The sequence below is a fragment of the Sphingobacterium paramultivorum genome, from assembly GCF_014109745.1.
Lineage (GTDB): Bacteria > Bacteroidota > Bacteroidia > Sphingobacteriales > Sphingobacteriaceae > Sphingobacterium > Sphingobacterium paramultivorum.
In genome coordinates this window covers 833,179-846,516 of the sequence record NZ_CP058555.1, presented here as the reverse complement: position 1 = coordinate 846,516, position 13,338 = coordinate 833,179, and the positions used below count along the sequence as shown (strand labels likewise).

The 13,338-nt window shown below is 39.2% G+C and carries 15 protein-coding genes and 1 riboswitch; of the genes, 10 read left to right on the top strand and 5 right to left on the bottom strand.

What is annotated here, in order from left to right; all coding sequences use genetic code 11:
• Positions 1-7: 7 nt before the first annotated feature.
• On the bottom strand, positions 8-1,618 hold the full coding sequence (dnaB, locus tag HS960_RS03370) for a replicative DNA helicase (protein WP_370445164.1): 1,611 nt from the start codon (positions 1,616-1,618) through the stop codon (positions 8-10).
• A 385-nt stretch (positions 1,619-2,003) separates the two neighbouring features.
• On the opposite strand from dnaB, the gene ubiE reads away from it, so the two are divergent.
• From ubiE to HS960_RS03340, 6 genes are all read left to right on the top strand, one after another.
• Positions 2,004-2,744, top strand: a complete 741-nt coding sequence (gene ubiE, locus HS960_RS03365) for a bifunctional demethylmenaquinone methyltransferase/2-methoxy-6-polyprenyl-1,4-benzoquinol methylase UbiE (protein ID WP_153848785.1) — start codon at positions 2,004-2,006, stop codon at positions 2,742-2,744.
• A 64-nt stretch (positions 2,745-2,808) separates the two neighbouring features.
• On the top strand, positions 2,809-3,570 hold the full coding sequence (locus tag HS960_RS03360; protein ID WP_153848786.1) for an SDR family NAD(P)-dependent oxidoreductase: 762 nt from the start codon (positions 2,809-2,811) through the stop codon (positions 3,568-3,570).
• A gap of 10 nt (positions 3,571-3,580) precedes the next feature.
• A complete protein-coding gene (locus tag HS960_RS03355) occupies positions 3,581-4,030 on the top strand; it encodes a GatB/YqeY domain-containing protein (RefSeq protein WP_120332659.1) in 450 nt (149 codons plus the stop codon).
• A gap of 88 nt (positions 4,031-4,118) precedes the next feature.
• Entirely contained in the window at positions 4,119-4,571 is a 453-nt protein-coding gene (locus tag HS960_RS03350; protein WP_153848787.1) for a GNAT family N-acetyltransferase, read from the top strand.
• A gap of 11 nt (positions 4,572-4,582) precedes the next feature.
• Positions 4,583-4,957, top strand: a complete 375-nt coding sequence (locus HS960_RS03345; RefSeq protein WP_153848788.1) for a DUF423 domain-containing protein — start codon at positions 4,583-4,585, stop codon at positions 4,955-4,957.
• Between the two features lie 6 nt (positions 4,958-4,963).
• A riboswitch (Fluoride riboswitch) is annotated at positions 4,964-5,026 on the top strand.
• 36 nt (positions 5,027-5,062) lie between these two features.
• A complete protein-coding gene (locus HS960_RS03340) occupies positions 5,063-6,301 on the top strand; it encodes a voltage-gated chloride channel family protein (RefSeq protein WP_182331250.1) in 1,239 nt (412 codons plus the stop codon).
• Positions 6,302-6,525: 224 nt separating this feature from the next.
• On the opposite strand, the gene mgtE is transcribed toward HS960_RS03340, so the two are convergent.
• The 4 genes from mgtE to HS960_RS03320 form a co-directional block, all read right to left on the bottom strand.
• On the bottom strand, positions 6,526-7,842 hold the full coding sequence (mgtE, locus tag HS960_RS03335; protein WP_153848790.1) for a magnesium transporter: 1,317 nt from the start codon (positions 7,840-7,842) through the stop codon (positions 6,526-6,528).
• Positions 7,843-8,012: 170 nt separating this feature from the next.
• Positions 8,013-8,723, bottom strand: coding sequence for a dipeptidase PepE (gene pepE, locus HS960_RS03330; RefSeq protein WP_182331248.1), 711 nt, complete (start codon positions 8,721-8,723; stop codon positions 8,013-8,015).
• 103 nt (positions 8,724-8,826) lie between these two features.
• Positions 8,827-9,003: a ribbon-helix-helix domain-containing protein gene (locus HS960_RS03325; RefSeq protein WP_153848792.1), complete on the bottom strand. Its 177-nt coding sequence runs from the start codon at positions 9,001-9,003 to the stop codon at positions 8,827-8,829.
• A 10-nt stretch (positions 9,004-9,013) separates the two neighbouring features.
• Positions 9,014-9,877, bottom strand: a complete 864-nt coding sequence (locus tag HS960_RS03320) for an SPFH domain-containing protein (protein WP_159731014.1) — start codon at positions 9,875-9,877, stop codon at positions 9,014-9,016.
• A gap of 97 nt (positions 9,878-9,974) precedes the next feature.
• Here HS960_RS03320 and HS960_RS03315 point away from each other — a divergent pair, with 97 nt between their 5' ends.
• From HS960_RS03315 to rimK, 4 genes are all read left to right on the top strand, one after another.
• Positions 9,975-10,457 (top strand): DNA-deoxyinosine glycosylase, encoded by a 483-nt coding sequence (locus tag HS960_RS03315; RefSeq protein WP_153848287.1) that lies wholly within the window; start codon positions 9,975-9,977, stop codon positions 10,455-10,457.
• Positions 10,458-10,510: 53 nt separating this feature from the next.
• Positions 10,511-11,689, top strand: a complete 1,179-nt coding sequence (locus tag HS960_RS03310) for an AIR synthase related protein (RefSeq protein WP_153848286.1) — start codon at positions 10,511-10,513, stop codon at positions 11,687-11,689.
• Positions 11,690-11,751: 62 nt separating this feature from the next.
• Positions 11,752-12,189 carry an ATP-dependent zinc protease family protein gene (locus HS960_RS03305; protein WP_159731016.1) on the top strand — a complete coding sequence of 146 codons (438 nt, stop codon included), beginning with the start codon at positions 11,752-11,754 and terminating at the stop codon, positions 12,187-12,189.
• 57 nt (positions 12,190-12,246) lie between these two features.
• Positions 12,247-13,182: a 30S ribosomal protein S6--L-glutamate ligase gene (gene rimK / locus HS960_RS03300; protein ID WP_070565651.1), complete on the top strand. Its 936-nt coding sequence runs from the start codon at positions 12,247-12,249 to the stop codon at positions 13,180-13,182.
• Positions 13,183-13,338 lie beyond the last annotated feature (156 nt).

Below are 13,338 nucleotides of genomic sequence, written 5' to 3'. Positions count from 1 at the left end.
TTAATCTCTAAAATGGGGCATCATCGGGCATATCGTTCATTCGAGACGGCATAGTAATACCACCACTGAAGCCCCCAGCACTAAAATCATCAGCAAAGTTTGGCGACGGATTCAATGCCGAAGCAGAAAATGTAGCCGGCGCATCACCGAATCCATCTCCACCACCCATACCCGAAAACTCATCTTCTAAATCCACAAACTTCACAAATTTACCCACAAAGCGAAGTGGAACAATTCCGGTCTCACCATTACGGTGTTTTGCAATAATAACCTCACCGACACCGGCAGTAGGACGCCCCTCTTCATCTTCTGTTAATCCATAATATTCGGGTCTATATAAGAAAAGAACCATATCCGCATCCTGCTCAATAGAACCAGACTCCCGTAAATCAGACAACATAGGACGCTTACTATTTCCTGGCCTTGACTCTACTGCACGACTCAACTGCGACAATGCAAGCACTGGAATATTTAACTCTTTGGCAACAGATTTCAAAGCACGGGAAATACTACCGATCTCTTGTTCACGGTTCCCCCCACCTTTACCGTCTGCTTTTCCATGCATTAACTGCAAGTAATCGACGATCACCATTTGGATATCGTATTGTGCCTTTAAGCGCCTGCATTTAGCTCTAAATTCGAACACATTCAACGCCGGCGTATCATCAATAATAATAGGTGCATCAGTTAAACGACCAATCCTCGAATGTAATTGTTGCCATTCATGATCAGCAAGATTTCCTTTTTTCAATTTCTCTTGCTCAATTTCTGTTTCACCAGCGATTAGACGATTGACAAGCTGAACAGATGACATCTCCAGCGAGAATACGGCAACTGCTTTACCGTGTTCCACTGCAGCATTACGTGCAACAGAAAGTACGAATGCCGTCTTTCCCATCGCTGGACGTGCTGCAATAATAACAAGATCTGAAGGCTGCCAACCTGATGTCATACGATCCAATGCCGTTAAGCCAGAAGGCACACCTGTCAGACCGTCTGTACGGTCACGCAGCATCTCAAGATTAGAAATCGCCTCACGCATAATATCGTCCATCTTTCTTGAATCTCTTCGCAAGTTATTCTGCGCAATATCAAACAAGCTTTTCTCGGCATGATCCAACAGATCGAAGATATCTGACGTTTCATCGTATGAGCTATTAATAATTTCAGTAGAAACTTTGATAAGCTCACGTTGGATGTATTTCTGCGAAATAATACGTGCATGATACTCAATATTAGCTGCCGAAACCACGCGATCTGTCAATTGCGTAATATAATAGGCACCGCCGACCATTTCAAGAGCCCCCATCCGTCTAAGTTCCGAGGTAACGGTTAATATATCAATTGGGGAAGTTTTTTGAAAAAGGCCAAAAATTGCTTCAAAGATCTTTTGATGTGATTCCTTATAGAACGATTCCGGTTTTAAAATATCAATAATTTCACTCAGCGCATTCTTTTCAAGCATCAAAGCTCCCAAAACAGCCTCCTCAAGATCTACTGCCTGCGGCGGAAGTTTACCCAAACCACTCACCAAATTATTTAATTTGGTACGACGTTCGCCATAATTACCCCGTTTGTTATTATCCGTGTTATTCGCTTCAAAATTACTGTCGTTCATCATGATATTATATCAGAAATATAGCTTTGCTATCCTTATAAATTTTAGATAGGATAACAAATGTATAAAAAATAAAATTCACCACCATGCGGAGTTACACACAGAGAAATTCAACGATCACACCCGAAACCTCAAAAAGCTTTGAAGGACACAGATTTACATAGTGAGTTTTCAACACTTACTGTTGAAAAGATGTTGAAAATAAAAAATCACTACTTAAAATCAATACATTAAAAAATGTTAATAACTTAAGCCATTGTGAATAAGCAAAATGGTAAAAAGCAAATCAATACCCTCCACTATCATCAAAACAAACTGACTTTAAGATGAAAACAAATCCCTTTTTTAGCACTAAAAAATATTCATATATTGTATCTTTGTAACTATGACGCACGACTCCTCAACATTAAAACCCTATAAAGACACCAACGATGGGAAGAAGAAACAGGTAGCAGATATGTTTGACAACATCTCTCATTCCTATGATTTTTTGAACCATTTCATGTCTTTGGGTATTGACATTATCTGGCGCAAAAAAGCCATCAATGCCTTAAAGTCCATAAAACCGCAACTGATGTTGGATGTAGCGACAGGAACTGGTGATTTTGCATTGGAATCAATTAAAATCTTGAATCCAAAAAAGATTATTGGTGTCGATATCTCCCAAGGAATGCTTGACGTCGCTAAGAAAAAAATTGCAAGTAAGGGCTTAGCGAATCAATTTGAGGTAGCGTTAGGAGACTCAGAGAGGCTTCAATTTGAAGATAATACTTTCGACGCCGTTACCGTAGCATTTGGTGTCCGTAATTTTGAAAACTTAGAGAAAGGCCTATCAGACATATACCGCGTATTAAAGCCTGGTGGGAAAGCTGTTATTTTAGAATTTTCGAATCCAAAGAAATTCCCCATTAAACAGCTTTATAATTTTTATTTCAAGTTTATTACACCAACCATTGGAAAATTCTTTTCAAAAGATTCCAGTGCATATGAATACCTACCAGAATCTGTTGCTCAATTTCCAGATGGACAAAAGTTCGTTGCCATAAACAAAAAAGCAGGTTTTAACGAAACGATCGTTAGACCACAGACATTTGGCATCTGCACCATCTATATTGCTACAAAATAGGGCGACCTAAGATCTGGTTTTGAGTCAAATCGGATTAATTTTTAATATCAACGAGTTACAACATATGACTAAAACAGTTTTTATTACAGGAGCAAGCTCAGGAATCGGTCAGGCCTGCGCTGAAGTTTTAGCCAAAGAAGGATACAATCTTTTGCTTTGCGCCCGTAGGTTAAATCGTTTAGAAGAATTAAAAGATACACTACTCGCGACCTACCCTACGATTCAGATCCATATTTTTGAGCTTGATGTTCGCGATGCAGAACAAGTTGCGAATCAAATTGAGGGTCTGCCTCCGGCATGGAAGAAAATAAATGTTCTCATCAACAATGCTGGTTTGAGCCAAGGATTGGATCCTATTCAAAATGGTGATATCGGAGATTGGGACAGAATGATTGATACCAATATTAAAGGTTTACTGTATGTGAGTAAATCTGTGATACCACTTATGGACACTGAAAACGGCGCCCATATTGTTAATTTAGGATCTATTGCAGGGAAAGAGGTTTATCCAAATGGGAATGTGTACTGTGCTACCAAACATGCTGTTGATGCTTTAACTAAAGCTATGCGCATTGATTTGCTAACTCAGGGCATTAAAGTAACATCTATCGACCCCGGAATGGTGGAGACGGAATTTTCTGAAGTTCGTTTCCATGGAGATCGGGAAAGAGCTAAAAATGTCTATAATGGTGTGCAGGCCCTGACAGGAAAAGATATTGCCGAAACGATCCTTTTTGTCATTACCAGACCTGCACATGTCAATATAAACGATCTATTAATAATGCCTACAGCACAAGCGACAGGCACAATTGTCAATCGAAAATAATTTAAATATTATGTCATTAGAAATACAAATAAATCAAGACATTAAGGCCGCAATGATCGCAAAAGACACGGCAAAATTACGTGGCTTACGTGCGATTAAAGCAGCTATTCTCCTAGCAAAAACTGAAAAAGGTCATGCCGAAGACCTTAACCAAGAGGCAGAGATTAAAGTTTTACAAAAACTTGTAAAACAACGTCGCGAATCTGCTGAAATTTATAAGACTCAAAACCGTGAAGATCTTTATGAAATTGAAGTTGAGGAAGAAAAAGTTATTGAAGCTTATCTGCCAAAACAACTAAGCAAAGAAGAAGTTGAAACGATTGTCAAAGCAATTATCGCCGAAACAGGAGCTTCTTCCATTAAAGATATGGGTAAAGTAATGGGTGCCACAAATCAAAAGCTTGCTGGACAAGCAGATGGAAAAACCATCTCTGAAGTTGTTAAAAGTCTACTCGCATAAAACTCTCAAATCAATAGAGTCAAATTAAATTGGATATGTCTTTACAGCCATATCGATTGTATAATTTGACTCTATTTTTATTTCAATTATGGCTTTTCAGTGGAATCTAAAGAGTTTTGACGAACTCAACACGAAAGAATTATATCGTATTTTAAAGCTTCGAATGGAAGTGTTTGTTTTGGAGCAGGAATGTTTATATCCTGAATTGGACGATAAAGATTTTGCTTGTCTGCATCTTTGGACAGAACAAGATGATCGTATTATAGCATACACGAGATTAGTTCCTCCGGGCCTTTCCTACCCACAAGCTTCCATTGGTCGGGTTATCGTCGCCGAGGAAGCGCGCGGAACCGGTCTGAGCCAACAATTAATGATTCATTCCATCGAATCTCTCTATAAAGAATTTGGTGAAGGCGAGATACAGATAGGTGCGCAATTTCATTTAAAATCCTTTTATGAAAAATTAGGGTTTAAACAAATCTCTGAGCCCTACCCCGATTACGGAATCCTTCATATCGATATGATTAAATACCCAATTTAGTAAATTTAGGCATGCAAAACGTTGTCATCATCACTGCCGCCCTATTTGGCGGCCTCGCTATTATCCTAGGTGCATTTGGAGCCCATGCATTCAAAAAAATCCTATCAGCTGAAAAGCTGGAATCCTTTGAGGTTGGCGTTCGATATCAAATGTATACTGCTCTCACCCTATTGATTCTAGGATTTAATTTCTCCTTTGAGTTTCAGTCTGAACGAGTCGCATTTTATCTGATCACACTAGGAACTATTTTATTCTCGGTAAGTATATATTTTCTATCGTTTGCGGAATACTGGAAAAAGAATCTAAAGTTTCTTGGGCCAATCACCCCGCTCGGCGGATTACTTATGATCGCAGGCTGGGTTGCTATTATCATTCGCTTTTTGTAGATTTGAGATAAATATGGCAATGATGTCTGCCCTGAACCGCCTTAATAAGCTGATGACGTCTACTATTTTAGTATAAAACAACAATTTTATATAAAGTGTAGACTTATGGCTATAACACATTCAAATCAAAGCAATCTTCATTTTTTTCTTAAATGGCTTATCTCCTGTAGTGCGATAGGTTTCATCGTAGGATCTATTTGTGCGTTTTTTCTCTTTTCCCTCAATTGGGTAACGCAGTACCGAGAAGCTCATCCTTGGATAATTTATGGACTCCCCCTAGCGGGATTTGCCATTGCATTGTCCTATAAGTATTGGGGCAATCCATCAAGTAAAGGAAATAACCTGCTGATTGAAGAATACCTTCATCCCCAACGCCGCATTCCGCTTATCATGGCGCCTCTTGTCCTATTCGGAACTTTACTTACACATCTATTTGGAGGTTCGGCAGGCCGTGAAGGAACTGCCGTACAGATAGGTGGAGCAGTTTCCGATCAGCTCAATCGCTGGTTTGACTTCGATAAAACTGAACGCCGTATCTTAATTTCAATCGGCATCACTGCAGGCTTTGCCGCTGTGTTTGGCACCCCGCTCGCCGGAACAATATTCGGCCTGGAAGTACTACTGATTGGCAAAAAAAGATATTTCGGTATCCTGCCCTGTTTATTTACCGCCTATTTTGCGAACTTCAGCTGTCAATTATGGAATATTCCACACACCCATTATCCAATTCATGATGTTATTCCAATGCTGTCCTTGACCAATATTGGATTTAGCCTCGCCGCAGGTATTCTATTCGGTATTACAGCATGGCTTTTTACATTTACCAGCGGTTTCTTTAGCCTTCAATTCAAACGAATTAAATATCCTCTGCTTAGACCAGTGATTGGCGGTATTATTTTGGTACTCATCATTACATTATTTCACAGCAGCAGCTATATTGGACTTGGCATACCAATGATTCAGAACGCATTCGTCGATCAGTCGAATTATTATGACTTTATCATCAAATTACTTTTAACGACTTTCACCCTTTCTGCCGGATTTAAAGGCGGAGAAGTCACCCCGCTGTTTTTTATCGGGACAACCTTAGGAAGTGCATTAAGCACCGTTATTCCACTCCCCATCAGCCTGCTGGCTGCCATGGGCTTTGTAGCCGTATTTTCAGGCGCTACAAACACTCCACTCGCCTGTATTGTAATGGGCTATGAATTATTTGGGATTCAACCTATTTTATTTATAGCAATAGCGTGTATAGTCGCTTTTTTATTTTCCGGAAAAAAAGGAATTTATATTGCACAAAAAGGAGGTTTGAAGGAAAAATTCTATCGTAGGCTCAATTTATAGACAAGACAAAGCGCTTTCAGCTTCTCTGTCTATCTCCTTGTATTCCATTATGAACTACTTCAAATAAAAACAAGATAGGGCAAAAAAACATGCTAAGAAGAAGAGTGCTGACCACAATGAATGGATAGATGACTTTAATAAAGACACTAGAAAAAATTTTTTGATAAAAAAAAGCCTAAATCATAAGTATGCTTTAGGCTTTTTTTAAAATCTTATAATCTGAACTACAGTAGTTTTCCATGCAGAAAGAATGCCGCAACAGTAAAATAAATAATCAATCCTGAAACATCCACCAAGGTAGCTACAAATGGCGCTGATGCCGTCGCTGGATCTAATCCAAACCGACGTAGAATAAATGGAATAAACGACCCTGATAACGTTCCCCATAATACAATAAACAATAAGGAAACAGCAACCGTAAAACCAATTGAAATCCAATAAGGACCATAGTCATACAGACCAAGAAAATGCCAAGCCAATATCCGTAGGAATCCGATCGACCCCAATATTCCACCTAAGATTAAACCAGAAGAAACTTCACGCTTCATCACGTACCACCAATCTTTCAGCTTTAACTCACCGAGAGCCATGGCACGAATAATTAAGGATGCTGCTTGAGACCCAGAATTACCCCCACTAGATATAATTAAAGGAACAAATAAAGCAAGAACAACTGCCTTTTCCAATTCCCCTTCAAAAAATCCCATTGCTGAGGCTGTAAGCATTTCGCTAAAAAACAAGATAATCAGCCAGCCGGCTCTTTTTTGGATCAATTGCAATAAAGGAGTTTTCGTATAGGCCAGATCTAATTCTTCCATCCCCCCAAATCGCTGTATATCTTCGGTATCGCGATCTTCAATTCGATCCAACACGTCATCAAATGTCACAATGCCGACCAATACACCCGCTTCTGTAATGATTGGCAAGGCGCTTCGGTCATATTTTTGAAAAATCTCGAACGCTTCTTCCATAGGTGTTGAAGCTTTAATCGCTGCAAAATTATAGTCGATCAAATCAGAAATTTTTGTCGAAGAATCCGATAGAAGTAACTGACCAATTTTCAAGTCATCGATCAATACGTTTTTCTCATCAACTACATAAATAAAATTGAGCGTTTCAGCTTTCCTTCCAAAAACTTTAATATGCCGAAAGACATCATCAACAGTATAATAAGGGCGAACTTGCACATACATTGGTGTCATAAGTCGGGCTATACTGTTCTCTTTATAACCAATCAACTCCAAAGCCATTTGCTTCTCGCGCTCATTCAAAAGATTGATCAGATATTTGATCAGATCATCCGGCAATTCCGACAACAATTCATTACGCGTATCCGGCTTCAAATTATTCAGCAATTCGGACAGCTCATGTTCCGTCATTGATTTGATCAACGTATATTGGACATCCATTTCAAAAAAAGAAAAGATCTCCAATCTATCCTCCAAAGGATAGTCCATAAACTCTTGATGTTGCTCCCCTTTACTTAAACGCGATATTTCTTCCGCGATATCGGCCGGGTGTAATGCTGAATTTTGTTCCATTGGAAGAAAATTTTAATGGATTTAGCGCAAAAGTAGCTTATTTTGTATTATTTTCAACAATCTGAAAAACTATTTTTTCCAATGGGAATTGCTGCTAGTCTTTCATAAAATCGTCACTACTACATTGAAGAGTACATTTGACTTGATATACCCATGAACTTTACAATATCTTAAAAATTAATTAATCCAGGCGCTAGCTCCTCGGGCTCGAAACCAGCTTTAAATAGCCGGGCTGTTAAATTACCTTTCAGTTCTATGTTTCCTTCATTTACATGCAACCAGCTCCCTTCACGTAAGCCTATTACTGGCTGAGGATTAAGTTGATGAAATTCCTGGATTCGCGTTTCCCTTGTCTCTCCTTTATGTGTAGAATTTGGATCTGGATCCAAATAATGTGGATTGATATTAAAAGGTAAGAAACCAAGTGCATCAAAGCTAGGCGGATAAACAATAGGCATATCATTTGTCGTTCCAATCGTCAGTCCTGTCAAATTGGAACCTGCAGATGTACCAACATATGGAATACCCTTTGCTACTTGCACACGCAATTGCTGTACCAAATCCAGCTCATATAGCGTTTTTAACAGTAGAAATGTATTTCCCCCACCAATAAAAATAGCCCTGGCATCCTGAATAGCTTTCTTCTTATTATGAAACTCATGCAGCCCCCTAACCGTCACGCCCTCATCTTTCAGGGCATCTTGTACCTTACCGGTATAAGCATCAAAAGAAATTCCTGAAGGTCTCGCAAAAGGGATAAATAATAATTCATCTGACTGAATAAATTCGACAAAATCGTGCTTAATATAAGCTAAAAACTCACTACCATGGATCGTGCTTGTACTTACGACCAATAACTTGTACGCTGGATTAATCTTCATCTTCTATCGTTAAAACATTAAATAAAAAGTACCTTTGGCTTTGTCAATTGCAAGGCCAAAGGTACAGTTTTCATTCCTTACTATAGGCATTCCTTACTATAGGCTATTTCTTATCAGCAGTCTTTTTTTCTGCACCCAATCTTTTGTTTTCTTGCAGTGCCTTATGTAAAAGATATTCTATCTGCCCATTAACACTCCTAAACTCGTCTGCAGCCCATTTTTCCAATGCTTTGTACATTTGGTCGTCTAAGCGTAGCATAAAGTTTTTCTTATCCGCCATTTCATTTCGTTTATTGGTACAACGTACCTGTATTTACAATTGGTGTCGCTGCTTTCTCTCCACAGAGTACCACCATTAAATTGCTGACCATTGCTGCTTTTTTTTCGTTATCCAGCTCTACAATATCTTTTTCAGACAGCTTTTTTAGTGCCATTTCAACCATACCTACAGCTCCATCTACAATCTTTGAACGCGCGGCAACAATTGCAGCGGCTTGCTGCCTTTGAAGCATCGCCCCGGCGATTTCGGATGCATAGGCCAAATGACTTATTCTTGCCTCCTTAATAATAACTCCGGCAGGCGCTAAACGATCCGCCAATTCTTGTTCAAGAATATGATTTACGGTATCTCCACCCTCACGCAAAGTGATCTCCGCTCCTTCATCCTCCAAGTTATCATAAGGAAAGCTCCCGGCCAAATGTCTTACCGCCGCTTCACTTTGCGTGCGTACATAAGATGTATAGTTACTCACATCATAAGCAGCTTTGTACGTATCACCTACTTGCCATACGATAACCGCTCCAATCTCGATTGGATTTCCCATCTTGTCATTTACTTTCAGTGTCTGTCCCTGTAAGTTATCCGAACGAAGACTTACTTTAATCGTCGAATACAAGGGATTGACAAAAAACAAACCGTTTTCCTTAACCGTACCTACATATTTTCCGAAGAAATTCAGCACACGCGAATGATTTGGATTAATAATCATCAATCCCTTTAAAATAAAAAAAGTAGCAATCATCAATATCACACCCAGTACAACATACAGGGAACTTGCTTCGACATTCGCGAAGGAGAATATAGCTGCCACAAAGGAGACAACAGCTATTAATAAGGCTAAATAGCCAGACATTGGTTTAATTAGTTTTTCCATAATTTGTTAATATATATTTGATATCATTTTAATATCATAAATATACTATAATAATTTTCATATTTCAAATGAAAATTTAAAATTACTATTTTTGACTATGCGCAAAAAATCCTTTCTACCCTTAGTCAATTCTACGACAGAAATACTCATCCTTGGCTCGTTGCCTGGAGATAAATCTCTGGCAGAAAATAAATATTATGCACATCCACAAAATCGCTTTTGGAAAGTAATAACCCATTTGTTCAATGGGCCGGAACAAACAAATTACACGGAGAAGATAGATCTATTACTCAAAAACAACATTGGCCTTTGGGATGTGTGCGCAGAAGCCTCTCGCCCCGGCAGCATGGACCTAGCCATACAAAATGAGCGCCCGAATCAGATTGTTGAGCTTCTGGAAACCCACCCCACAATCACACAAATTATTTTCAACGGACAAAAAGCGTACAGTTTATATTTAAAGCATTTCAACAAAAGAGAAGACATTATGTACAGATGCTTACCCAGCACTAGTCCAGCCAATGCGAAAAGTAATCTCGAAAATCTAATTCAACATTGGCGCATAATAATAAGTGATTAAATTACACGAATTAGATTCGTTAATTCAGTCCTATTGCTTATTTTTGCCCTAAGATGTCAGATTTAAAATACAATCAACGAGGCGTATCCGCAGGGAAAGAGGATGTGCACAATGCGATAAAAAATATAGATAAGGGTCTGTTTCCCAAAGCATTTTGCAAAATAATTCCAGATATTTTGGGTGGAGACCCAGACTGGTGTAATATTATGCATGCGGATGGTGCTGGCACCAAATCTTCATTGGCGTATGTCTATTGGAAAGAAACTGGTGATATTTCAGTTTGGAAAGGTATCGCACAAGACGCAATTATCATGAATATTGATGACTTGCTTTGTGTAGGCGCCATCGATAACATTCTTTTATCGTCCACGATTGGCAGAAATAAAAATCTCATTCCTGGGGAGGTGATTGCTGAAATCATCAATGGCACAGAAGAGATTCTGGCGGAACTTCGGGAGTTGGGAATTGGCATCTATTCTACTGGTGGCGAAACTGCCGACGTTGGCGACCTTGTTCGTACCATCATTGTTGATAGTACAGTAACCTGTCGGATGAAACGTGAAGATGTTATTTCAAATCATCGTATCAAAGGCGGTAACGTCATTGTTGGCTTAGCATCGAATGGAAAAGCAACGTATGAACAGTCGTACAATGGCGGAATGGGTTCCAATGGACTAACTTCTGCACGTCACGATGTATTTAACAAAAAAGTAGCTGAAAAATATCCTGAAGCGTATGATCCAGCTGTTCCTTACGAACTAGTTTTCGCGGGAAGCCAAGATCTTACAAATGAAATCGAAGTTGAAACCGGAGAAAAAATAACTGCGGGTAAGCTTGTTCTTTCAGCGACGCGTACTTATGCGCCTGTTATCAAACAAATACTAGATAAGTATCGTTCTCAAATTGACGGGATGGTGCATTGCTCTGGTGGAGCGCAAACAAAGGTCTTACACTTCGTGGATAATGTGCATGTCATCAAAGATAATCTTTTCCCGATCCCACCTCTTTTTGAATTAATACAGAAAGAATCCAATACAGACTGGAAAGAAATGTACAAAGTATTCAATATGGGACATCGTATGGAATTATATGTACCTGAATCGATTGCATCGGATATCATTGCTATTTCAGAATCATTCGGCATTCCGGCTCAAATCATAGGTCGCGTAGAAGAATCTACGTCTAAAAAAGTAACTATAACCTCTCCTTACGGAGAATTTATCTACGAATAAAAGATTTTATCCCTGTCCGCTGCTTAAACGTTGGACAGGGCTATTTTTTCAATTTGGTATAAATGAAAGAAAAACTTCTTGTAGGCTGGAAAGAGACCCTTGATTTACCTGAATTGGGAATATATGGTATAGAAGCAAAAGTCGATACCGGCGCTGCTTCATCGGTACTACACTGCAACTCGTACAAGGTAGTTAAGGAAGATGGTCAGGACTGGATTATCTGCGAACTTATCACAAATTTTGAGACAAAAGAAACAAAAACATTAAAGTTAAAACTCTATCGAACAAAACTGGTAAAAAGTTCTTTTGGTCAAGAAGAAAAGCGTTACTATATCCGCACTACAGCAACATTATATAACCAGGTATTTAGCATTAAGATCTCTTTTAGAAACCGATCTCAGATGACCTACCCCATGCTTTTGGGTAAAAATTTTTTATACAAAAGATTTTTGGTCGATGTTTCCAAAGAAAATCTCTCGACGAAGCCCCTGGTAAAATAAAACAAATAGCCAAGCAATTTTGTTATCTTAGCACAAAATATATTCAATATACAAACCGTGAAAATTGCCGTATTATCGACAGTAAAGAGTTTATACTCGACTCGTCGTCTCGTAGAAGCCGCACAACAAAGAGGACACGAATGTGTTGTCATTGATCACAGCAAGTGTTATGTCGGTATTCAGCAAGGTAAACCCAGTATCCATTACAAAGGACAGGATCTGAGTGATATTGATGCTATTATTCCCCGGATAGGAGCATCGGTAACATTCTATGGATCTGCTATCGTTAGACAATTTGAGGTGATGGATGTCATTTCCGCGAATCCCAGTCAAGCCATTACGCGATCTCGGGACAAATTAAGGTGTCTACAAATCTTATCCGGTGCAGGTATCGGACTCCCGATTACGGGATTTGCACGTACGGCCTCTGACGTAGACGATCTCATCAGTATGGTAGGTGGAGCTCCTTTAGTCATTAAACTACTCGAGGGAACGCAAGGTATCGGTGTTGTACTTGCCGAAACCAAAAAAGCGGCCTCTTCTGTTATAGAAGCGTTCTACGGACTGGGCAATAACATCCTGATCCAAGAGTTCATCAAAGAGTCTAAAGGCTCTGATATTCGCGCATTCGTGGTTGACGGCAAAGTTGTTGGAGCGATGAAACGCACAGCGAAAGAGGGTGAGTTTAGATCAAATATCCATCGGGGTGGCACCGCTCAGATTATCCGGTTAAGTAAAGCCGAAAGAGAAACAGCAATTGCGGCGGCTGCACAGCTAGGACTTACGGTTTGTGGTGTAGATATGATTCCTTCTGACAGAGGCCCTTTGGTACTGGAAGTAAACTCATCTCCAGGTTTGGAAGGCATCGAGAAAGCGACAAAAAAAGATATTGCCTCAGAAATTATACAATATATTGAGCGACAATATGAAGCAAAACAGGCTCAAATGCCTAAAGTTGTCAAGAAAAAGAAAAAAAGAGAAAGTAAATTATAATATCCTCCCCTAAGAAATAAGAAGGCTATCCATTATTGGATAGCCTTCTTATTTTCAAAATCCTTTGATTACTATCAGAGCTAATTTTACAGGACAACTAGACTCAGTTACGACGATGCCTAAAATTTTACTTATCTTAGGTTTAAATTATTAATT

Bases quoted from the DNA above. Each gene is read 5' to 3' on its own strand.
- HS960_RS03315 (WP_153848287.1), top strand. From the start codon at position 9,975: ATGCGCAAAAAATCCTTTCTACCCTTAGTCAATTCTACGACAGAAATA.
- HS960_RS03345 (WP_153848788.1), top strand. From the start codon at position 4,583: ATGCAAAACGTTGTCATCATCACTGCCGCCCTATTTGGCGGCCTCGCT.
- mgtE (WP_153848790.1), bottom strand. From the start codon at position 7,842: ATGGAACAAAATTCAGCATTACACCCGGCCGATATCGCGGAAGAAATA.
- HS960_RS03350 (WP_153848787.1), top strand. From the start codon at position 4,119: ATGGCTTTTCAGTGGAATCTAAAGAGTTTTGACGAACTCAACACGAAA.
- pepE (WP_182331248.1), bottom strand. From the start codon at position 8,723: ATGAAGATTAATCCAGCGTACAAGTTATTGGTCGTAAGTACAAGCACG.
- HS960_RS03305 (WP_159731016.1), top strand. From the start codon at position 11,752: ATGAAAGAAAAACTTCTTGTAGGCTGGAAAGAGACCCTTGATTTACCT.
- dnaB (WP_370445164.1), bottom strand. From the start codon at position 1,618: ATGAACGACAGTAATTTTGAAGCGAATAACACGGATAATAACAAACGG.
- HS960_RS03355 (WP_120332659.1), top strand. From the start codon at position 3,581: ATGTCATTAGAAATACAAATAAATCAAGACATTAAGGCCGCAATGATC.
- ubiE (WP_153848785.1), top strand. From the start codon at position 2,004: ATGACGCACGACTCCTCAACATTAAAACCCTATAAAGACACCAACGAT.
- HS960_RS03360 (WP_153848786.1), top strand. From the start codon at position 2,809: ATGACTAAAACAGTTTTTATTACAGGAGCAAGCTCAGGAATCGGTCAG.
- HS960_RS03340 (WP_182331250.1), top strand. From the start codon at position 5,063: ATGGCTATAACACATTCAAATCAAAGCAATCTTCATTTTTTTCTTAAA.
- HS960_RS03320 (WP_159731014.1), bottom strand. From the start codon at position 9,877: ATGGAAAAACTAATTAAACCAATGTCTGGCTATTTAGCCTTATTAATA.
- HS960_RS03325 (WP_153848792.1), bottom strand. From the start codon at position 9,003: ATGGCGGATAAGAAAAACTTTATGCTACGCTTAGACGACCAAATGTAC.
- HS960_RS03310 (WP_153848286.1), top strand. From the start codon at position 10,511: ATGTCAGATTTAAAATACAATCAACGAGGCGTATCCGCAGGGAAAGAG.